The sequence below is a fragment of the Bacillus sp. FSL K6-0972 genome, from assembly GCF_037976035.1.
Classification (GTDB): Bacteria; Bacillota; Bacilli; order Bacillales; family Bacillaceae; genus Bacillus; species Bacillus haynesii.
In genome coordinates, this window is sequence record NZ_CP150260.1 from 1,301,663 (window position 1) to 1,322,949 (window position 21,287).

The window sequence follows — 21,287 nt, forward strand, 5'->3', positions numbered from 1 at the left end:
AAATCTGAATGTTCAGGAGTAAGGAACTAAAAAAACAAGAAATTGGGGGGGTTTCTCTTTGAAGAAGCGTTTGTCATTTATCAGTTTAATGCTCATTTTCACACTCGTCCTCAGCGCCTGCGGCTTCGGCTCAAGCTCCGGTGACGGCGGTAAAAAAGACAGCAAAGGGAAAGACACATTAAATGTCAACATTAAAACAGAACCGTTTTCACTACATCCGGGACTTGCAAACGATTCGGTGTCTGCGAACGTGCTTCGTCAGACTTTTGAAGGATTGACGACAATCGGTAAAGACGGAAAGCCGGTTGAAGCGGCAGCCGAAAAAATCGAAGTCAGCGACGACCAGAAAACATACACATTCACGCTCCGCGACGCGAAATGGTCAAATGGAGATCCTGTAACAGCAGAGGATTTTGAATACGCATGGAAATGGGCGCTCGACCCTAAAAATGAATCGCAATATGCGTATCAGCTTTACTACTTAAAAGGCGGGGAAGCAGCGAACACCGGCAAAGGGAAAATTGAAGATGTCGGCGTTAAAGCTGTTAATGATAAGACTTTAAAAGTCGAGCTTGAAAAACCGACACCTTATTTTACTGAACTGACAGCATTCTACACATATATGCCAGTCAATAAAAAGGTAGCAGAGAAGAATGCGAAATGGTACACAAACGCAGACGAGAACTACGTATCTAACGGACCATTCAAGATGGCGAAATGGAAGCACGGCGGAAACATCGTACTGGAGAAAAACGACCAGTACTGGGATAAAGACGCTGTTAAGCTGAAGAAAATCAATATGGCGATGGTCAACGATCCGAACACGGGTCTGAACATGTACAAAAAAGGCGAGCTTGACTTTGTAGGACAGCCGCTAGATCAGATTTCAACGGATGCGATTCCAAGCCTGAAAAAAGAAGGCCTGCAAATCGATCCGTTCGCATCGGTTTACCTGTACAAATTCAACACTGAAGCGGCTCCGCTGAACAATGTCAACATCCGTAAAGCCCTGACATACGCGATCAACCGCGAAGCGATCGTCAAAAATATCACGCAAGCGGAACAGCTGCCTGCGATGGGATTAGTGCCGCCGGCAGTCCACGGCTTTGAGTCCAATGAAGGTTATTTCAAAGACCATGATGTTGATAAAGCGAAAGAATACTTGGAAAAAGGCTTGAAAGAGCTCGGTTTGAAAAAAGCGTCAGACCTTCCGAAAATCACGCTTTCCTTCAACACGGATGAAGCGCACCAAAAAATCGCTCAAGCCGTTCAGGAAATGTGGAACAAGGAACTGGGCGTAGATGTCGAATTAGGCAATGAAGAATGGAACGTATACATCGATAAGCTCCATGCCGGAAACTATCAAATCGGCCGTTTAGGCTGGACCGCCGACTTCAACGACGGGATGAACTTCCTTGAAACATACCGCGACAAAGAAGGCGGAAACAATGATACGAACTGGGAAAACGCGAAGTATAAAGAGCTGCTGAATAAAGCATCAAGAGAAACTGATTCAGCGAAACGCATCGAGCTGATGAAAGAAGCAGAAAGCATCATCATGGATGAGCTACCGGTCGCGCCGATCTACTTCTACACAATGCCGTATCTTCATGATGAAAGCTTAAAAGACTTTGTTCTAACTGGTACCGGTGAGATCTATTTCAAAACCGCGCATTTTGAATAAAATTGCATGAAAGTATATGGGGCTTAGACTTTCCCCCCATATACTTTTATTTATGAAAAGAAGTTAATAGACTGAATATTCGGAGGTGTGTAAAATTGATTAAATTTTTAGGCCGTCGTCTTGTTTATATGTTAATTTCTCTCTGGGTTATCGTAACAGCTACCTTCTTCCTGATGAGAGCGATACCGGGCGGACCCTTTTCAGGCGAGAGGAAACTTCCCCCTGCAATTGAAGCCAGTCTCAATTCCTACTATGGTTTAGACCAGCCTCTTTTTAAACAATATCTCGATTATTTAGTATCGGTAGCAAAGTGGGATTTCGGGCCGTCATTTAAATATAAGGGACAAACTGTGAATGACTTGATCAGCTCAGGTTTTCCGATTTCTTTTACACTCGGATTGGAAGCGATTTGCCTTGCTCTGGCTTTCGGCGTATTGTTCGGCGTGATCGCCGCGCTTAAGCGAAACAACTGGCAGGACTACACAGCGATGATCATTGCGGTTGTCGGGATCTCTGTGCCGAACTTCATCATGGCTGCACTTCTCCAATACGTGCTGGCAATGAAGCTGGGCATGTTCCCTGTCGCGCAATGGGAGTCATGGGGACACACTGTGCTTCCTGCAATCGCTGTTTCCTCGATGCCGATGGCGTTTATCGCCCGTTTGACGCGCTCGAGCATGCTTGAAGTGTTGAGCAGCGACTATATCCGCACGGCGCGTGCAAAAGGTTTGAGCACACCGGCCGTTACGTTTAAGCATGCGATACGAAATGCCATCATGCCGGTTGTTACATATATGGGGCCAATGGCGGCGTCCATTTTGACAGGAACGTTTGTCGTCGAAAAAGTCTTCGGTATACCAGGACTCGGCATGCACTTTGTCACCAGCATTACGAACCGAGACTATACGGTGATCATGGGCGTTACCGTCTTCTTCGGGGCAATCTTGCTGCTTTGCGTCTTGATTGTCGATCTTTTATACGGCTTAATTGATCCGCGCATTAAACTGTTTGGCGCTAAGAAAGGGGAGTAAGAGGATGCAGCAAATACCAAAAGACATGTTTGAACCTGCAGCTGTTGACCATAGCGAAGCCGAAAAGATCTCAAAGAAAAACCTTTCTTTTTGGACAGACGTATTCTTGAGATTTAAAGAAAACAAGCTGGCGCTGTTTGGACTGGTGGTTCTGATCCTGATCGCTCTGATGGCTATCTTCGCGCCGGTGTTCTCAAGCTTTCAATATGAAGAAACGGATTTAACGAATGCGAACCAGCCGCCAAGCGGTGAGCACTGGTTTGGAACAGATGACCTTGGAAGGGACGTATTCGTCCGTACATGGGTCGGCGCGCGCATCTCGCTGACAATCGGACTCGCTGCTGCACTGATCGACGTTTTGATCGGTGTGATATGGGGTGCGATTTCCGGCATCAGAGGCGGACGTACGGATGAAATTATGATGAGAATTGCAGATATCTTATGGGCAATTCCTTCCTTATTAATGACGATCCTGCTGCTCGTTGTTATGGGAAAAGGCTTGATCACGATGATCGTGGCGATGGTTATTACGGGATGGATCAACATGGCGAGAATCGTCCGTGGACAAGTACTCCAGCTTAAAAATCAAGAGTTTGTGCTCGCCTCAAGAACATTGGGAGCGAAAAACTCGCGCATCATCAGAAAGCACCTGCTGCCCAACATCATGAGCCCGATCTTGGTCACCATGACATTAACCGTGCCTACGGCTATTTTCTATGAGGCGTTTTTAAGCTACCTCGGCCTCGGGGTTCCGCAGCCGCTTGCAAGCTGGGGAACGATGGCAACAGACGGTGTGCAGGGATTGGAATATTACCCGTGGCGCCTGTTCTTCCCGGCTACTTTTATCTGTCTGACCATGTTTGCATTCAACGTTATCGGCGACGGACTGCGCGACGCTTTAGATCCGAAGCTGCGTAAATAAAGGAGTGAGAAAGATGAAACACTTACTTGAAGTGAAAGATTTAGCCATTTCTTTTAAAACATACGCCGGAGAAGTACAGGCGATCCGCGGCGTCAACTTTCATGTTGACAAAGGAGAGACGCTTGCGATCGTTGGTGAATCCGGATCAGGTAAAAGCGTCACTTCACAGGCAATTATGAAACTGATTCCGATGCCGCCGGGCTATTTTAAAAACGGACAAATTTTATTTGACGGACAAGACCTGGTTCCGAAAACGGAAAAAGAAATGCAGTCGATCAGGGGAAAAGAAATCGGCATGATCTTTCAGGATCCGATGACTTCTTTGAACCCGACGATGAAAGTCGGCCGTCAAATCACAGAAGTGCTGTTTAAGCATGAAAAGATCTCAAAGGAAGAGGCCAATAAGCGGGCGATAGAGCTTCTCAGCCTGGTCGGAATTCCGATGCCTGAACGCCGCGTCAACCAGTATCCGCACGAATTCAGCGGCGGGATGCGGCAGCGCGTTGTGATCGCGATGGCGCTTGCAGCCAATCCAAAGCTTTTAATCGCGGACGAACCGACGACAGCTCTTGATGTGACGATTCAGGCGCAGATTTTAGAGCTGATGAAAGACCTGCAGAAAAAGATCGAGACATCCATCATTTTTATTACACACGATCTCGGCGTTGTTGCGAACGTCGCAGACAGAGTCGCCGTCATGTACGCGGGACAGATTGTGGAGATCGGTACGGTCGACGAGATTTTCTACAATCCGAAGCATCCGTATACATGGGGACTGTTGGCCTCAATGCCGAGCCTTGACAACGACGGTGATGAAGAATTAATGGCGATACCGGGATCTCCGCCTGATTTGACCAATCCGCCGAAGGGCGATGCCTTTGCATTAAGAAGCCCGTATGCAATGAAAATCGATTTTGAACAAGAACCGCCGATGTTTAAAATATCTGATACACACTATGTGAAGTCATGGCTTTTGCATCCGGACGCTCCAAAAGTCGAGCCGCCGGCGGCTGTCCAAAGCAAGATGAAAGAGTTTAAAAATCAGTATGAAAAACCGGTTCAAGTGAAAGAAGGTGAATGACGTGGCAGAAAAACTGCTCGAAATCAAGAATTTAAAACAGCATTTTTCAACACCGAAAGGGATTGTGAAAGCTGTTGACGGAATCTCTTTTGACATTTACAAAGGAGAAACGCTCGGTCTTGTCGGAGAATCCGGCTGCGGAAAGTCGACGACCGGCCGTTCGATCATTCGTTTGTATCAAGCGACTTCCGGAGAAGTCTTGTTTAAGGGAAAGAATGTCCACGACAAAAAGTCTGCCAAGGACCTTCTCGAATTCAACCGGAAGATGCAGATGATCTTTCAGGATCCGTATGCATCCTTGAACCCGCGGATGACGGTTGCCGACATCATCGCAGAAGGAATTGACATCCACGGTTTAGCCAAAACGAAAAAAGAGCGGCTTGAGCGCGTTCATGAACTCCTCAATCTCGTCGGCTTAAATAAAGAGCACGCGAACCGCTATCCGCACGAGTTTTCCGGCGGACAGCGCCAGCGAATCGGAATCGCAAGGGCGCTTGCGGTCGAACCGGAATTCATCATTGCCGATGAACCAATCTCTGCTCTGGACGTGTCCATTCAGGCGCAAGTCGTCAATTTAATGAAGGATTTGCAAAAGGAAAGAGGACTGACATACCTTTTCATCGCCCACGATCTGTCGATGGTCAAATATATCAGCGACAGGATCGGCGTCATGTATTTCGGGAAGCTTGTTGAATTGGCGCCGGCAGATGAACTGTATGAAAATCCGCTTCATCCGTATACACAATCATTGCTTTCCGCCATTCCGCTGCCTGATCCGGATTATGAGCGCACGCGCGTGCGGAAGGCGTATGATCCGTCTGTCCATCAGCTGAAAGGTGACGAACAAATGGAACTCCGCGAAGTAAAGCCCGGCCATTTCGTCATGTGTACAGAGGAAGAATTTAAAACCTATCAATCTAAATAAATGAAGCAGGAAGACAGCCTTTTGACGGCTGTCTTTTTTTAATGCCGAACAACCGCCGGCAATTTTTTTGAGAAAAAATTTGAAACCTTAGCGGAAGACAACCGTCTTAGTATATGTAGGTAACATGCTCAGCTCACTGAAGCTCCTTTCTAAAAAAGATTTTGTTTAAACTAAAAAGAAAGCGGGTATATCTAAAGTGTGAAATTAGAACATCCATAAGGAGCAAATCAATGAACTGGTATGAGAAGCTTAGCGAGTATTTCCCAATTGAAGAAATGAAATCAAAAGAGCACATGGAAGCATTATTAAAGGAACAAAACGATATTTACCATAAAGAAGAAGGCCGTCATCATGTGTTGATGTACGCTGAATTCGACTCTTTTATTTTCATCGACTATTTATTCGTTTCTAAAGACGCGCGAGGACAGGGACTTGGTTCCAAGCTGATTGAGAAGCTGAAAAAGAAAAACAAACCGATCCTCCTCGAAGTCGAGCCCGTGGATGAAGATGATGCCGATACGGCGAAACGTCTAAAATTTTATCAAAAGGAAAACTTTAAACACGCTGAGTCGATTGGTTACCGCCGCCGGTCACTTGCAACCGGCAAAGTGAACAAAATGGAGATTTTGTATTGGTCTCCAAAATCAAACACAGAGAAAGAAGTGTTTGACGCGATGAAAGAAACGTACGAAAAAATCCATACATACAAAGATGAGAAATGGTATGGAGAATCTTATGAAGATGTGGATGACGTCCTTACAATTGTTGACGATCATAAACAGAAGAACATTTTCGATGAATTAAGCTAAATGAGAATAACACATGGCATAAAAAAGCAAAAGTCGCTGGATTGTCAAAAAATTTCTGTTACAGACTGTTCACACTTACTTTTTTATAGTATAATACTCAATAAAGATTACTTTTTTAGAGTTATTTCAATTTAAGAATAGGCTAATTTCATTCTACTTTTTAAGGAGTGAAGCAATATGGTTACATTATATACATCCCCAAGCTGCACGTCTTGCAGAAAGGCGCGCGCATGGTTAGAAGAACATGATATTCCGTTTACGGAAAGAAATATTTTTTCAGAGCCTTTATCAATTGATGAAATAAAAGAGATTTTACGAATGACGGAAGACGGAACAGACGAAATTATTTCAACCCGTTCCAAAGTGTTCCAAAAGCTGAACGTCAACCTTGAAACAATGCCGCTTCAAGAGCTGTACCAGCTCATCAATGAACATCCGGGCCTTTTGCGCCGTCCGATCATCATTGACGAAAAGCGCCTGCAGGTTGGATACAACGAAGACGAAATCCGCCGCTTCCTGCCGCGCAAAGTGCGCACATTCCAGCTTCGTGAAGCGCAGCGTCTCGCAAACTAAAAGAAGGCTGAATTTTTCAGCCTTCTTTTTTTTAATGCTTTTCACTCGTCTGTTCATAATAAATACTGGCTAAAATCACAAAAATAACCGTAAGGACGGGCAGCAGCATTTCGAGGGTGCTGTGCTGCGCCATAAAGGAAGACAACTCCTGCTCCCTGACAATCATTTCGCCGCCAGTATAAGCGAGCAATCCGCTTCCTGCGTATATGAAGAGCGGGAATTTAGCAAGGGCCGCTTGAATCAGCCTGCTGCCCCAAATGATGACCGGAACGGAGACCATCAGGCCGACAACGACAAGCATCAGGCGTCCGTGCGAAGCTCCAGCGACCGCAATCACATTATCAAGGGACATGAACAAATCGGCAATCACGATGATGCGGATCGCCTTAAATAAAGATGTCCCGCCTTTGACTTGCTGGGCATCTTTTTTCTCGATCAGAAGCTGATATCCTAAGTACAACAGGAAGATTCCTCCGATAAATTGCAGATAAGGAACCGCGAGCAGGTACACTGCTGCCATGGTTAGCGCGATTCTCATCATGATGGCGATCAATGTGCCGATGATGATCGCTTTTTGCCTTTGCCGGGGAGGCAAATGACGGCTTGCCATTGCAATCACAACAGCGTTGTCGCCGCCAAGTATGAGATCGATTCCGATGATCACAAGGAACGACATCAGTATATCGTGTTCCATCAACTGGCACCTCGCTTTGCCTTTGGGACTTGCCTAAAAAGTCGCCCAAATCTATAGCTGCTGCTTGTACAACTAATATATGAAGCAGGCCGGAAAATATGTTAGCTTGACCTTGGAGGCGTTTTTATTTCTTTTCCGCCTTTTTTATCATAAAATAGAAAATAAAGATTGATCAGGGATAAGGTTAAGAAGTGGACGTAATGGGTAAAGTGTAGTAAAGTACAATTAATTGGGAGCTTAGTTATCCCTTCAACATCTTACAAAGAAGGGAAGGTTGGCAAATGGAAATCGAAAGAATAAACGAACACACGGTTAAGTTTTATATTTCCTACGGAGATATCGAAGACCGCGGGTTTGACAGAGAAGAAATTTGGTACAATCGAGAACGCAGTGAAGAGCTTTTTTGGGAAATGATGGACGAAGTGCACGAAGAAGAAGAGTTTGCCGTTGAAGGCCCCCTTTGGATTCAAGTGCAGGCCCTTGACAAGGGATTGGAAATCATTGTGACAAGAGCTCAGCTGTCCAAAGACGGACAAAAGCTGGAACTGCCGATTCCTGAAGATAAAAAACAGCATGTAGCAGAAGAAAGCCTTGATGCTTTGCTTGACGACTTTCAAAAAGAAGAGCAGGCAGAAGAGCAGAAACTGCAGTTTGTTTTAAAATTTGACGATTTTGAGGATTTAATCTCACTGTCAAAAATGTCTGTCAGCGGTTGCCAAACGACATTGTACTCTCATGAAAACCGCTATTATTTATTCGTGGATTTCAATGAACTGCCTGATGAAGAGGTGGAAAACCAGCTGAGCATTCTGCTGGAGTATGCCTCAGAATCAAAGATGACGATTCATATGCTGAAAGAGTATGGAAAACTGATTGCAGCGGATCATGCTCTTCATACAATAAAAAAGCACTTTGCATAAAAAAGCCGGTTTCTTTTGAAGCCGGCTTTAATTTTCTCCGTTCCTATACACAGTGGGAACAAATATAATAAAGACAATGATAAGAAGTATTTTCATTAGTTTAAGTTCCCCACAGCTTCAATCCTCCCATTCTGCATCATTCAAACGGCTTACCACTTTCAAAAGAAAACAATTATTTCGGCCCAAACCGAATAGGTCAATATCATCTATACACTTCCCAACCTCAATGATTAAGATGGATGAGGTATCATGACAAATATTGAAAGGTGAGAACGATTTGAAACGAAAATGTTTAAAATGGATCATGGCTGTCTTTATTGGTTTAACATGTTTTTGTGCTGCTTATTCTCAAACAGCCATGGCGGCCGTACATTCCAAGACCCCGGATATTCTCGGAACAATGGGCAAAAACAATTTGAATCAGGCCTATAAAAAGTATTTTGATGCGAAAGGCGATGGTAAAGGCGGATCGCTGTTTCATTATATAAGGACGGTTCAGCTTACATCGCTTCGATGACGGACGATAACCTGGGCAATGGTTATTACAGCGTCAAAACAGAGGGTATGAGCTATGGGATGATGATTACGCTGCAAATGAATGATGAGTATAAATTCCAAAGGCTGTGGGTTTTCGTCCGCAAACATATGCGCCATTCTGACAGAAATGACAGTTTGTACGGCTACCATAGCTGGCATATGAAAACGAACGGCTCTGACGTGCAAACCATTGATCAGAACGTTGCATCTGACGGCGAAGTCTGGTTTGCTGCAGCGCTCATGATGGCGTCTGGCCGCTGGGGTGATAAAAAATACCCGTATGATTACAAAGCGCGGGCTCAAGACATGCTTGACGCTTTGGCCGGTGACGGCGAATACGCCAAAGCTGGCAAGGAATCGAGAGTTTTTATTAAAAACAGCAAGGATCAGCGCTATGCGATGGTTCGATTCGGCCCTTATGTCAATTGGACGGATCCTTCCTATCACGTTCCTGCTTTTTTTGAGTTATTCGCTAAAAGCGCCAGAAGCAGTCAGCAGTATTTTTGGAAAGATGCAGCAAACAAATCTCGAACATACTTGTCAGAAACGACGTTTAAAAGTGTTTTAAATAACGGATCAACCGTCACCAATGCCGCCACAGGGCTCTTTCCTGATGAAGCCGGCTTCGACGGTGTAAGCGACGCGGCACATTCCTCAACGGAAACAGACCGCAATTTCAGTTATGATGCCTGGCGGACGGTGTCTCATATCGCCATGGATTATGCACTTTGGTCCTCGGCAGATAACGCATATCGCACCAGCGAGCAAAAAGCGGTTAACAAGTTCTTGACGTTTATGAAACGGGGCCCATGAATATACGCTGAATGGGACGGCCGTTAAAAAAGGAAGTCCGGTGGGCCTGATTGCCGCAAATGCAGGCGGCGCGACTGCAGCAAGCGATGCTTCATTAAGGACAGGGTTTGCCAATGCGTTTAACAGCGCATATATTCCTGAAGATTATTACGGATCCTGCCTTTACATGTTGAACAGCCTGGTGGCAAACGGCAAATTTACGATGTATCTTCCTTAAAGAATGTAATTTCAAATTGATAGACTGACCCTTCTCTGCGGAGAAGGGTTTGTTAATTGGCAGGAGTATTCCGTCGTTGTGAGTCTTTCGTAAATATCCTCTCCTTTGATGAAGAAGTGTAATTGTAATGAGTATCAGGGACTTCAACCCCCATCTATATTTGGGGAAGGTTTTTTTGTGAACTTTATGAACAAAAAGAATATTATGCAGTTAAACTGTGCACGGAAAGACAAGGAAGCTATAATGAAAGCGATTACAATAAAGGGGGAGCACAACATGACAAAGAGGGGCAGATGTTACGGCTTTACGATTTTACTTGCGTTTGCGCTGATTTTGGGAGGATGCGGCGGAAACACGGCTTCAAATAAAGCCGCGAATGAAAAAGACTTTAAGCCTTCAAAAGCAATTGAGGTCGTTGCGCCTGCCGGAGCCGGCGGGGGATGGGATACAACGGCCAGAACGATCTCAAAAATCTTGGGTGAAGAAAAATTGATTGAAAAGATGGCTGTCGTCAACAAACCGGGCGGCGGGGGAGCGTCCGGATGGTCGTATGTCCACCGCAAAAAAGGTGATAATCATACGTTGTTTGTCACATCACCGCCGATTTTGTTCGTGCCTTTAAACGGACAATCCCAGTACGGCCACAGTGATTTTACGCCGATTGCAAGCGTGATTGCCGATTACGGAGCGTTTGTCGTTCATAAAGATTCGCCTTATCAGTCGATGACAGACCTTGTGGATGCGCTTAAAAAAGATCCGAAAGCAGCCTCTATTGTAGGGACGTCTTCTCCGGGAAGCATGGACCATATGCAATTTGTCAGCGCTGTTCAAAAGGCGGGCGTTGATGCGAAAGAGCTGAAATACATTACGGCGCAAGACGGCGCCGGAATGAGCATGCTGCTCGGGAAAAAAGCCGACGTCTACTCGACGGGTGTCGGTGAAGCGGCCGAACAGGCGCGCGCCGGAAAAGTCAGAGTGCTGGCCATCACCGCTCCCGAGCGCATGAAAGGAGATACCGTCAAGGATTTCCCGACTTTAAAAGAGCAGGGAATAGATGATGAATTTACGGTCTGGAGAGGATTTATGGGACCTCCGGGAATGAGTGGGTCCGCCGTAAAGTATTATGAGGAAAAAATCAAAGAGATGATGGAAAAAGACAGCTGGAAATCGATTCGGGACAGCTATGGGTGGACGGATAACTTTATGGGCCATCAAGAATTCAAAGACTATCTTGACGCTCAATATAAAGAAATGGAAGCGCTCCTTGATGATATCGGATTGGGTGACAGATAAAATGGTCTCCGCAAGGTTGCCGGTCCGCAGGGCCTAAAAGCTTTGCCCGACACAGCCGGCGACCGGCAAGCTGAAATCGAGAAAGGCTGGTGTAAACCATGAGAATCACAAACCGGGCCGTTTCTGTCATCATTTTGGCTGTTGCAGCCATTTACTTGGCGCTCAGCTTTAATTTAGACAGCTATCCGTACGCGGTAATCGATGCGGATGTGCTGCCGAAAAGTTTAGGCATATTACTTCTCATTTTGGGAATATTTCTGTTTTTTGAAAGAGATCAAAAGGATACAACGGTGAAAAAGCTGTTTCAGCTGAAGAAAAAAGACGTCAAAGTCATGATGCTTTGTGTTGTTTCTCTGTTGATCTACATTTCGGTTTTAGAATTCATCGGATTTTTGCTTTCTACGGTGATGCTGCTGATCGTTTTGCCCGCGGTGTTGGGATATCGAAATTGGAAAACGGCTGCGATCGTTTCACTAATTTTCAGCAGCACAATTTATTTTTCATTCAATTATGTACTCAACATCATGCTTCCACAGGGGGTTATGCCTCTTTAATCGAACATAAGGAGGGAAGTGCATGTTAGATAGTATCTTATACGGGTTTCAGGTGGCGCTGACTCCGCAGAATATCATGTTCGCGTTTATCGGGGTGCTGATCGGGACGGTTATCGGGATGCTGCCCGGGCTCGGGCCGATCACCGCGATTGCCATTATGATCCCATTAAGCTATGGAATGGACCCGGCCTCCGCGTTAATTTTGATGGCGGGCGTCTACTACGGAGCGGTCTTTGGCGGTTCAACGTCATCGATTCTGTTAAATGCCCCCGGAGTGGCGGGCACTGTCGCAACATCGTTTGACGGCTATCCGATGGCAAAGCAGGGGAAAGCGGGAAAAGCCCTTGCCATCGCTGCAATTTGCTCCTTTGCAGGCGGAACGATTACCGTGGTTGCGCTGATGCTCGTCGCGCCGACAATGGCAAACATTGCGGTGACATTTGGGCCGACAGAATATTTTGCATTGATGATGCTCGGCTTGGTGGCGATTTCAAGCCTTTCCGAAGGATCGACGGTTAAAGCGCTGATCTCTGCGACATTGGGCTTTATGACGGCTACCATCGGGATTGATCCGCAGACGGGGACCGAACGGTTTACATTCGGTGCGGCAAGCCTTCTGGAAGGAATCGATTTTCTGATCGTGGCTCTCGGTTTGTTTGCACTTGCTGAAGTTGCGTTTTTAATCAAGACGCGGAACAAGCCGATGACAGAGGGAGCGTCTCAAGTCGGCAGCCTGAAGGTGACGAAAAGCGAAATGAAAGAGATTTCGGGACCGATCGCAAGGCATTCGGTCATCGGATTTTTGCTCGGCATCCTGCCTGGTGCAGGGGCGACGATTGCATCATTTATTTCTTATATTACGGAGAAAAGAATCTCAAAACATCCTGAAACGTTTGGCAAGGGAAATATTAAAGGAGTCGCTGCACCTGAGACTTCGAACAATGCGGCAACGAGCGGCGCATTCGTACCCCTCCTGACACTCGGAATTCCCGGATCAGGGACAACGGCCGTCCTGCTCGGAGCACTTTTGGTCGTCGGCGTTCAGCCGGGACCGCTCATGCTGACGGATCATCCCGACGTGTTCTGGGGCGTGATCGCAAGCATGTATATCGGCAATTTATTTCTGCTGATTTTAAATTTGCCGTTAATTCCTTTCTTGTCAAAAATTCTTCTGATTCCGAAGCAGCTTTTGATTTCGCTCATATTTGTTTTCTGCCTGATCGGCGTCTATGCCGTGACATTTAATGTCGTACACCTTTATATTCTCGTGTTCTTCGGGATACTCGGATATTTTATGAGAGTGCTGTCTTTTCCAGCGGCTCCGTTTATTTTGGCTTTTATTCTTGGAAGTTTGATGGAAGAATCATTCAGACAAGCGATGACGCTGTCATCAGGAAGCCTGTCCGTGTTTTTTGAAAGTCCCGTCACAATCGGTTTATTGATTACGGCTCTTTTGTCTCTCATCGTGCCGCCGATTTCCCGGGCAATGAAGAACAGAAATAAAAAGTCGATCGATTTGGAAGGCTAGGCTTTTGATGTCCGGAACGCTACGTTTCCGGACTTTCATTTTTTACGGGCTTGTAGCGCCGCTCGGGACGCCCGACGGTTCCATAGTAAAGTTCTGTTTTTACATGCTTTTCGGCAGCTAAAAATTCTAAATAACGCCTTGCGGTCGTCCGGCTGACACCGATGGTGCGCCCGAGGTTTTCGGCGGTGATGCCATCGCTGTTTTCGCTTTTGTTTAAAACACCGGCTACTTTTTTCAGCGTCAGGCCGTCGATTCCTTTCGGATAATCGGCTTCAGCGGTTTGTTTTTCTTTCATGATACTTCGCCTTTTTGCCATCAAGCTGTCAACGTCTGTCTGATCGATTGAAGACATTTCATTTACCTTGAGGCGGTAAGACCGATAGTTTAACAGCGTTTCTTTCAGCCTGGAAAACATAATCGGCTTGATCAAATAATCGACGGCTCCCGCGCGAATCGCCTGTTCGACATATTCGACTTCCTTAGCCGCCGTAATCATCATCACGTCTGTATGCCTGAGCTTTTGTCTGATCAGCCAGAGAAGCTCCATACCGGAGCCGTCCGGCAGAAAAATGTCGAGCAGGACAAGGTCGGGTTTCACGTCCGGAAGCAAATCTTTTGCATCTTGAAAGTTTTCTGCGATTCCAATAACAGAAAATCCTTCAATTTTGCTGATCAGTTTTTGATGAATGTCAGCGTTCCTGATGTCATCCTCCACGATAAACACTTGTAATGCTTTCATAGGTCAGTCCCCCAGCGTTTCTCTATTTTGGTATCACGACAGTAAACAATGCTCCGCCAAGGTCGCTTTTATCCGCTTTAATTTGCCCGTTTAACGCATTGACGGCTTCTTTGACTAAAAAGAGGCCGAGACCGCGGTGGTTAGCCGCTTTTGTCGAATAAAACTTTTGAAAGATCCGCTCCTGTTCCCCCGCGGGAATACCGTCTCCCGAGTCTTCGACTTCAATTAATATGTGATCTCCCCCGTCTGACAAAAAGACAAGGATGCTGCGGTCTTTTTTGTGGGAAACGGCGTCAAAGGCATTCTCAATCAAATTTCCCAAAATCGTAATGAATTTCCCTTTATCCATTTCCTCCGGCAAAGCGTCTAATTTTGAGCTCTCATCGATTTCCAGGTTGATGTGCAGCTCTTTGGCTCGGTTGACCTTTCCCAGCAGCAATCCGGAAAGAAGCGGATCAGGAATCGAATGGATGAGAAATCGCAGCATTTCCTGATGGCTTTTATTCTCTTTTTGGATCAATTCGAGCGCTTCAGAATAGCTTTCCAGCTGAATCAGTCCCGCGATTGTATTCAGCTTGTTTGAATATTCGTGAGTCTGGGCTCTCAGACCTTCCGCGTATTGCGAAGTTTGCGCCAGCTTTTTGGAAAGTTCGTCAATATCCGTCTTTCTCCTGAAGCTCGCAACGGCACCGCGGATTTTTTCGTTTTCGAAAATCGGCACTCTGTTGACGATTAATTCTTCGTTTCCGATCGTTAATTCCTGATCTTTTTGCGCCGTTTTCGTTTTCAGCACTTCGGGGAGCAGCGTATCCGGAAGAAGCTCTGAAATCGGTTTGCCGAGCCACTGATCTTCGCTTTCGACGCGAAGCAGCTCACACGCTTTTCTATTCAAAAGCGTGATTTCTTCATGCTTATTGATGGCGATCAAGGCCTCGTGCACAGATTCTGTAATCGCCTGTTTTTCAGTATATAATTGATTAATTTCATAAGGTTCAAGGCCGAAAATGGACTTTTTGACATTGTGGGAAATATAGACGGCTCCCAAAACCCCCATCAGTACGACAAATCCCAATAAAAATATTAATTTTGTCTGATATTGATAGACGATATCCTGAATATTTTCTTTTAAAAAACCGACTGAAATGATTCCGACGATTTCGTCGTTTTCATTATGGATCGGCGCTTTGCCCCTGATAGCCGGGCCAAGCGTGCCGACGGCATCCGAAATGTATGCTTCTCCTTTTTCAAGAGCGCGCTGATTGTCTCCGCCGACCATCGGTTTGCCGATTTTTCTCGGATCCGGATGAGCATAGCGAATCGCATCCGCCGAGCCGATCACGATGTAATGCGCACCGGACTGTTTTCTCGCATTTTCTGCAATTGGCTGAAGGGTTCGAGACGGATCATCCGTTTCAAACGCTTCCTGAACGGAAGGCATCTGGGCGAGCGTTTTCGCCATATCGAGCGCTCTGGCTTGGATTTGTGTTTTTAAAGAATTTTCTAAAATGATTAAATAGAGGCCGCTCATGACAGAAAGCAAGATCAATAGCAGGGTAAGAATCAGCAAAGTGAGCTTGGTCGTCAGCTTCCGTTTGATGTCAAAAACTCCTTTTCTCAAAATTTCGAGTTCTATAATACTACTTTATATAAAATCGGCCCGAATTTGAAGCGTTTTCAAAAAAAGGAAAGCTCCCGTCCATGTTGAATACTTGATCAAACAGGAAGGAGAGAGACAATATGTTCAGCGCAATGATCGATCAAGAAGAGATCATCTGTCTTGCCGACGGATATAAAACCGAAGATCTCAAGCGATTGAGAAAAAGACATGCATTTTACTGTCCGGTTTGCCGGTGTGAACTCGACTTGAAAATCGGTCCCGTCAAGCTCCCGCATTTCGCTCATAAGCCTGGTGAAGCATGCCCGGTGCCCCATGAACCGGAGAGTCCCTACCACCTGAAAGGAAAACGGCTGTTGTACGAATGGCTCGGCAGACAAGGATTCAGCCCGGTGCTTGAACCGTATTTGCAAGAGATCAGACAAAGGCCCGATTTGCTTCTGGAACACGAAACCCGCCAGGTTGCGGTTGAATTTCAATGTGCGAATCTCAATGCGGCAGCATACCGAAAACGGACGGAAGGCTTTCTCAAACTGGGAATCGAGCCGTTGTGGATTCTCGGCGGTAACCGGGTAAGACGCTTGACGGGGAGTTTTTTTCAGCTTTCACGGTTTCACTGGCAGTTCATTCAAAAAAGCGAGAAGCCTCTCAAGCTCCTGTTTTTTTGCCCCGAACAAAAGGCTTTCATCATCCTCGAACACCTGATTCCCTTTCAAACAAACAAAACATCCGCATCCTTGCGTTTTCTTCCCCTTGCTGATGCAGGCTGGGGCGATTTAACCACCCGAGAAAGCCGTTCGACTCTCCAGCTTAAAGGTTGGAAAGAAAACATCCGCAGTTTTCGAATGTCGACCGTGCGTTTTTTATCAAAAGAAGCGAAGCAGATTGCCGCGCTCTTTTATGAAAAGTATCAGCTTCCGCTCCCGTTTTTCCCCTCTGAAGTCTTTCTCCCGGTGCCCTCAGGCTATATTTTTGCCCACCCGGTTTATGTGTGGCAAGGGTACCTTTTCTTATTTATGACGAAGCATGATGCGTTTCGCCTGCAGTCTGCGGTTCATTATATGGACTGGCTCATCAAAGGCAAAAGGCTGAAGCTGAGATGGAGCGGACGGAAAACGGCTGCGGAGGCCGTTTGTGAATACATTTGTTTTTTGCATAAAAAAGGATTTTTGGAGAGGAAAGAGGAATTTTATTATTCCGCGGGTTCTGTTGTTCCGGAGCCGCGGCTAGAGGCGCTCTTAAAAAGGGATGAACATTATTTTTCCGAATGATTATCAAGCCTTTCGTTCAATCTAAAGAAAGGAAGGTGGTGTCCGGGCTGTTTCAGATCAAAAGATATGTATTTTATTTTTTAACGGCGGGATTTTGTGTCTTTTTTTTCGCATATGATTTGACAAAAGACGGTGAAAAAACAGAAGATAAACACAATACAAGTTTATTGGACAACAATGGACTTGGAGTAAAGAAAGCGAGGGGATTGACAGTGGCTGAAGAAAAAAAATCGAAGAAACTGCCTTCAAGAGAAGAGGTGAGGCAAGAAGACACGTGGAGACTTGAGGATATCTTCCCGTCAGATGATGCTTGGAACGAGGAATTTCAAGCCGTTAAAGAACTGCTGCCCAAGCTTTCCGAATTCAAGGGCAGGCTCGGCCATTCCGCCGATGAATTATATGAAGCGCTGACTTATCAGGATAAGGTGATGGAGCGTCTCGGGAAGCTGTATACTTACGCTCACATGCGCTATGATCAGGATACGGGAAATTCTTTTTACCAAGGCCTCAATGATAAAGCGGCCAACCTCTATACCCAGGCTGCGAGCGCCACGGCCTACATGGTGCCGGAAATATTATCGATTCAGGAAGAAAAGCTTCAGCAGTTCCTGTTGGAAAAAGAGGAGTTAAAGCTTTACTCACACGCTCTCGAAGAAATCAATAAAGAGCGTCCTCACGTGCTGAGCGAGGAAGAGGAAGGGATTTTGGCCGAAGCGTCTGATGTTCTTTCATCTCCTTCCAATACGTTCGGCATGCTGAATAACGCCGATATGGAATTTCCGGAGATCACCGATGAAAATGGGGAAAAGGTGCAGCTCACGCACGGCAACTATATCACCTTTTTGGAAAGCGAGAACCGCGATGTCCGCCGCGCGGCATTCAAGGCGGTTTACGAAACATACGGCCGTTTTAAAAACACGCTCGCTTCCACGCTCAGCGGAGCTGTGAAAAAAGACAACTTTTATGCGAAGGTTAAACATTATAAATCGGCGCGGGAAGCGGCATTGTCGCGCAACAGCATTCCTGAAGAAGTCTACGACAATCTTGTCAGCACGATCAACAAGCATCTCCCGCTTCTTCAACGCTATGTTGAGCTTAGAAAAAAAGTGCTTGAGCTTGATGAAGTGCACATGTATGACCTGTATACCCCGCTGGTAAAGGATTCCGGAATGAAAGTCACATACGAGCAGGCAAAGGACTATATGCTGAAGGGTCTTAAGCCTTTGGGGGAAGAATATTCATCCATCCTGCAAGAAGGATTGAACAACCGCTGGGTCGATGTGTATGAAAACAAAGGAAAACGAAGCGGCGCCTATTCTTCAGGAACCTACGGAACCAATCCGTATATTTTGATGAACTGGCAGGACAATGTCAACAACTTGTTTACGCTTGTCCATGAATTCGGCCATTCCGTGCACAGCTACTATACGAGAAAATATCAGCCTTACCCGTACGGAAACTACAGCATTTTCGTAGCCGAAGTTGCTTCTACAACGAATGAAGCGCTTTTGGGAGAATACCTGCTGAATACAATCGACGATGAAAAACAGCGGCTCTATATTTTGAACCATATGCTTGAAGGCTTTAAGGGAACGGTTTTCAGACAGACGATGTTTGCCGAATTTGAACATGAGATCCATGTCAAAGCTCAGGAAGGGGAACCGTTGACACCTGAGCTGTTAACGAGCATATACTATGATTTGAATAAGAAATATTTCGGTGACAATATTGAGATTGATAAGGAAATCGGTCTTGAGTGGTCAAGAATTCCGCATTTCTATTACAATTATTATGTATATCAGTATGCAACAGGCTTCAGTGCAGCTCAGGCGCTCAGCCAGCAGATTTTAAAAGAAGGAAAATCGGCTGTTGACCGCTATATTGAATTCCTGAAAGCGGGAAGCTCTGATTATCCGATTGAAGTACTGAAAAAAGCCGGCGTCGATATGACATCTTCAGAGCCGATCGAAGCTGCGTGCAAAAAGTTTGAAGAGCAGCTGAACGAAATGGAAGAACTTCTGCAAAAAGTCAATCATTCATAAAACCCGAATGCATTGAAAGGGGCTGCCGGTCATACCGGCAGCCTTGTTCGCGATGCTGTCAAAAACCTTTAAACGTTTTGCGGTGGTTAAGGCGGTTGATCGTAAAAAGGATTGATATAAATAAGAGGGGAGACGTAATATAAAGGGGAAACATATTCATCAACCCTAAAATGTTCAAGACGAAAAAAAATAATATTGATGCAAGTCCCAAAATGATCTGAAGCATAAAAACCCTCCTAAGGACTGATAAAATATAACAGTGGGAGCGAGGCGCAAAAAGCGCAGCAAAACCGGGCACGAGCCCGCATAATTCGTGGTTTGGCAGCGTTCAGCGGGCTCGTTTTCTTTGTTACTTTGATCATATGATGGACATCTATTATTTATGTTTTTGTGACAAAAATGTGAAAACTAATTAAATCAGTTGTCAAAACTCGACATGATTTGATATTATAAAGATGTGAAATTGATCACAAACAAACATTTACCCCTTTGTTTGACCGTGAAAAATTTCTCCCATCCCCTTTGTTGTCGTTAAGACATAATAGAAACCGCGCTTATCCCGGCGCGGTTTCTTATTGACTTAAAAAGGAACGTGCGTTCGTTTTTTGTGCGAGAAAAAACACGGGAGAAACCCGTGCTATTTTTCGCATTGATAGAGCGGTCCGGCATCGTGATGTTCGTTTATATAGCGCCAGAACATGCCGTGTTTGGCTTCCACTCTTTCGACTTTGCGGGCGAACGCGAGCTTTTTCATTTCCCGTTCCACCTGTTCGAGCGTCCAGTCGTATACGACGGCAATCTCTTTGTCGGCTACAAATTGAAAGTATTCGATAAAAAGTTCGAGCGGCGGTGTTTGTGAAGGCTTCGGCTCATCGCCGAGCATCTCAAACAATACTTCTTCGTAAATCTCATATGAATAATTTCCGGTTACTTTTAAGCCTTCTCCTTCGCGGAGGCTGTTAAAAAACGTAAGAGTCGGAACAGATGCCACTTCCATTTCGGCAGCGATTTTCAAATCGCATTGCAGGGCTTTCACGGCGCTCTGCGAATGAAGATCCCTTTTGAATTCCTCCAGATCGAGCTGTGTATGCTCTGCAATCGCTAACAGCACCTGTTCTTCGGTGATATCCTGCTGATTGAGAAACAAGTTTTCCTGCATGCATCTCAAAAACTGCAGCCCTGCTTTTCTGCCTTGCAGTTCCGCCGCTTTTAAAGCGAGCGAGGCAAGGTAAGGTGCAGAGAGTGCTTTGTCATGCAGGAGCGTCCCGTCACAAGACATGCCAGATCTGCATGCGATCTTTTCCCAAGCCTCTGCGAGGCGGTGCTTTTTACGCTTCTGAACGTTCAGCGCTGTGATGCTGCATGCGGCGATGATCCTTAATGTGAAAAAGCGGCCGTAGCGGATTTTCAACTTTTTGATCGCCGGCTCCAAAGCCCAGCATTCGGGAGATAAAGGGTCGACAAACATATAAATTTCCATCGGTTTTTGCGGATGTCCGTGGCAATGGGAGAAAAATTGGTCACGCTGATTAAGTGTCAATGTGAACCATCCTCCATTTTAGGCTGATTTACCATATGTCTGGCTGTCAATGTCAGCCTTTCAAAAAGAAATTCCCTGATTTCGCCCTTTAAATCGACATGATCCATTGCCTCTTTCATACACGAAAGCCATGCGTCCGCCCGTTCCGGTGTAATTGGAAACGGCAGGTGCCGCGCCCTCAGCATCGGGTGTCCGTGTTCTTCTGTATAAAGCGGCGGACCGCCTAAATATTGCGTTAAAAATTGCTTCTGCTTTCTTGCCGTTTCCGTTAAGTCGTCCGGAAAAATCGGGTAGAGCAGCGGATGCTGCTTTACACGTTCATAAAAAGTATCAACAAGTTGCGATAGAAGCTCTTCTCCAATCGCTTCAAAAGGTGCGTTAAACGATTGTCCCATGTTGACTACTCCTTTTAATATGGCTAATAGGAAAATATACCGATTCCTATTGCAAAAAAATATTTATCTTGTGCATCATTTATTATTTCAAGATTGTATATACT

General features: G+C 45.7%; 22 protein-coding genes and 1 pseudogene. 17 read left to right on the forward strand and 6 right to left on the reverse strand.

Features of this window, described 5'->3' with window-relative positions; genetic code table 11:
• Window positions 1-58 precede the first annotated feature (58 nt).
• The 7 genes from MKX80_RS06525 (at window position 59) to spxA (ending at window position 7,025) form a co-directional block, all read left to right on the forward strand.
• Entirely contained in the window at window positions 59-1,684 is a 1,626-nt protein-coding gene (locus MKX80_RS06525) for a peptide ABC transporter substrate-binding protein (protein WP_154994807.1), read from the forward strand.
• 95 nt (window positions 1,685-1,779) lie between these two features.
• Window positions 1,780-2,715, forward strand: a complete 936-nt coding sequence (locus MKX80_RS06530) for an ABC transporter permease (RefSeq protein WP_268310188.1) — start codon at window positions 1,780-1,782, stop codon at window positions 2,713-2,715.
• Between the two features lie 4 nt (window positions 2,716-2,719).
• Entirely contained in the window at window positions 2,720-3,637 is a 918-nt protein-coding gene (locus MKX80_RS06535) for an ABC transporter permease (RefSeq protein WP_003180613.1), read from the forward strand.
• 4 nt (window positions 3,638-3,641) lie between these two features.
• On the forward strand, window positions 3,642-4,718 hold the full coding sequence (locus MKX80_RS06540) for an ABC transporter ATP-binding protein (protein WP_182070866.1): 1,077 nt from the start codon (window positions 3,642-3,644) through the stop codon (window positions 4,716-4,718).
• Between the two features lies 1 nt (window position 4,719).
• On the forward strand, window positions 4,720-5,643 hold the full coding sequence (locus MKX80_RS06545; RefSeq protein ID WP_154994813.1) for an ATP-binding cassette domain-containing protein: 924 nt from the start codon (window positions 4,720-4,722) through the stop codon (window positions 5,641-5,643).
• A 230-nt stretch (window positions 5,644-5,873) separates the two neighbouring features.
• Complete coding sequence (locus tag MKX80_RS06550; protein WP_003180619.1) at window positions 5,874-6,452, forward strand: GNAT family N-acetyltransferase; 579 nt, start codon at window positions 5,874-5,876, stop codon at window positions 6,450-6,452.
• 177 nt (window positions 6,453-6,629) lie between these two features.
• The gene (gene spxA / locus MKX80_RS06555; protein ID WP_009328833.1) at window positions 6,630-7,025 is read left to right on the forward strand and encodes a transcriptional regulator SpxA; all 396 of its coding nucleotides are present in this window, start codon (window positions 6,630-6,632) and stop codon (window positions 7,023-7,025) included.
• Window positions 7,026-7,056: 31 nt separating this feature from the next.
• Here the strand turns inward: spxA and MKX80_RS06560 are convergent, their stop codons facing one another.
• Window positions 7,057-7,719: a TerC family protein gene (locus MKX80_RS06560; protein ID WP_154994815.1), complete on the reverse strand. Its 663-nt coding sequence runs from the start codon at window positions 7,717-7,719 to the stop codon at window positions 7,057-7,059.
• Between the two features lie 171 nt (window positions 7,720-7,890).
• On the opposite strand from MKX80_RS06560, the pseudogene MKX80_RS06565 reads away from it, so the two are divergent.
• The 8 genes and pseudogenes from MKX80_RS06565 to MKX80_RS06600 all read left to right on the forward strand — a co-directional run bounded on the left by MKX80_RS06565 (window position 7,891) and on the right by MKX80_RS06600 (window position 13,581).
• Window positions 7,891-8,019 (forward strand): annotated as a pseudogene (locus tag MKX80_RS06565) (hypothetical protein).
• Window positions 8,001-8,639, forward strand: a complete 639-nt coding sequence (gene mecA, locus MKX80_RS06570; protein WP_009328831.1) for an adaptor protein MecA — start codon at window positions 8,001-8,003, stop codon at window positions 8,637-8,639. Before MKX80_RS06565 ends, mecA begins: the two are co-directional and overlap by 19 nt.
• Window positions 8,640-8,916: 277 nt before the next feature.
• The gene (locus MKX80_RS06575) at window positions 8,917-9,156 is read left to right on the forward strand and encodes a hypothetical protein (RefSeq protein WP_268332793.1); all 240 of its coding nucleotides are present in this window, start codon (window positions 8,917-8,919) and stop codon (window positions 9,154-9,156) included.
• Window positions 9,153-9,989: a glycosyl hydrolase family 8 gene (locus tag MKX80_RS06580; protein ID WP_268332794.1), complete on the forward strand. Its 837-nt coding sequence runs from the start codon at window positions 9,153-9,155 to the stop codon at window positions 9,987-9,989. The genes MKX80_RS06575 and MKX80_RS06580 overlap by 4 nt, the downstream gene beginning before the upstream one ends.
• 40 nt (window positions 9,990-10,029) lie before the next feature.
• Window positions 10,030-10,206, forward strand: coding sequence for a hypothetical protein (locus MKX80_RS06585; protein WP_268332795.1), 177 nt, complete (start codon window positions 10,030-10,032; stop codon window positions 10,204-10,206).
• A gap of 276 nt (window positions 10,207-10,482) precedes the next feature.
• Window positions 10,483-11,499: a tripartite tricarboxylate transporter substrate binding protein gene (locus MKX80_RS06590; protein ID WP_268342705.1), complete on the forward strand. Its 1,017-nt coding sequence runs from the start codon at window positions 10,483-10,485 to the stop codon at window positions 11,497-11,499.
• Between the two features lie 98 nt (window positions 11,500-11,597).
• A complete protein-coding gene (locus MKX80_RS06595) occupies window positions 11,598-12,053 on the forward strand; it encodes a tripartite tricarboxylate transporter TctB family protein (RefSeq protein WP_234112882.1) in 456 nt (151 codons plus the stop codon).
• 22 nt (window positions 12,054-12,075) lie between these two features.
• Window positions 12,076-13,581, forward strand: coding sequence for a tripartite tricarboxylate transporter permease (locus tag MKX80_RS06600; protein ID WP_043925626.1), 1,506 nt, complete (start codon window positions 12,076-12,078; stop codon window positions 13,579-13,581).
• Between the two features lie 19 nt (window positions 13,582-13,600).
• Here MKX80_RS06600 and MKX80_RS06605 read toward each other — a convergent pair whose 3' ends face one another.
• Window positions 13,601-14,320 carry a response regulator gene (locus MKX80_RS06605; protein ID WP_154994822.1) on the reverse strand — a complete coding sequence of 240 codons (720 nt, stop codon included), beginning with the start codon at window positions 14,318-14,320 and terminating at the stop codon, window positions 13,601-13,603.
• Window positions 14,321-14,342: 22 nt separating this feature from the next.
• The gene (locus tag MKX80_RS06610) at window positions 14,343-15,938 is read right to left on the reverse strand and encodes a sensor histidine kinase (RefSeq protein ID WP_154994824.1); all 1,596 of its coding nucleotides are present in this window, start codon (window positions 15,936-15,938) and stop codon (window positions 14,343-14,345) included.
• Between the two features lie 119 nt (window positions 15,939-16,057).
• On the opposite strand from MKX80_RS06610, the gene MKX80_RS06615 reads away from it, so the two are divergent.
• Window positions 16,058-17,206, forward strand: coding sequence for a competence protein CoiA family protein (locus MKX80_RS06615; RefSeq protein ID WP_182070863.1), 1,149 nt, complete (start codon window positions 16,058-16,060; stop codon window positions 17,204-17,206).
• A gap of 212 nt (window positions 17,207-17,418) precedes the next feature.
• A complete protein-coding gene (gene pepF, locus MKX80_RS06620) occupies window positions 17,419-19,248 on the forward strand; it encodes an oligoendopeptidase F (RefSeq protein WP_315941034.1) in 1,830 nt (609 codons plus the stop codon).
• A gap of 58 nt (window positions 19,249-19,306) precedes the next feature.
• On the opposite strand, the gene MKX80_RS06625 is transcribed toward pepF, so the two are convergent.
• The 3 genes from MKX80_RS06625 to MKX80_RS06635 form a co-directional block, all read right to left on the reverse strand.
• Window positions 19,307-19,474: a hypothetical protein gene (locus tag MKX80_RS06625; protein ID WP_234112886.1), complete on the reverse strand. Its 168-nt coding sequence runs from the start codon at window positions 19,472-19,474 to the stop codon at window positions 19,307-19,309.
• Between the two features lie 411 nt (window positions 19,475-19,885).
• Window positions 19,886-20,788 carry a protease adaptor protein SpxH gene (gene spxH, locus MKX80_RS06630; protein ID WP_043925631.1) on the reverse strand — a complete coding sequence of 301 codons (903 nt, stop codon included), beginning with the start codon at window positions 20,786-20,788 and terminating at the stop codon, window positions 19,886-19,888.
• On the reverse strand, window positions 20,785-21,183 hold the full coding sequence (locus tag MKX80_RS06635) for a thiol management oxidoreductase (protein ID WP_154994830.1): 399 nt from the start codon (window positions 21,181-21,183) through the stop codon (window positions 20,785-20,787). The genes spxH and MKX80_RS06635 overlap by 4 nt, the downstream gene beginning before the upstream one ends.
• Window positions 21,184-21,287: the final 104 nt, after the last annotated feature.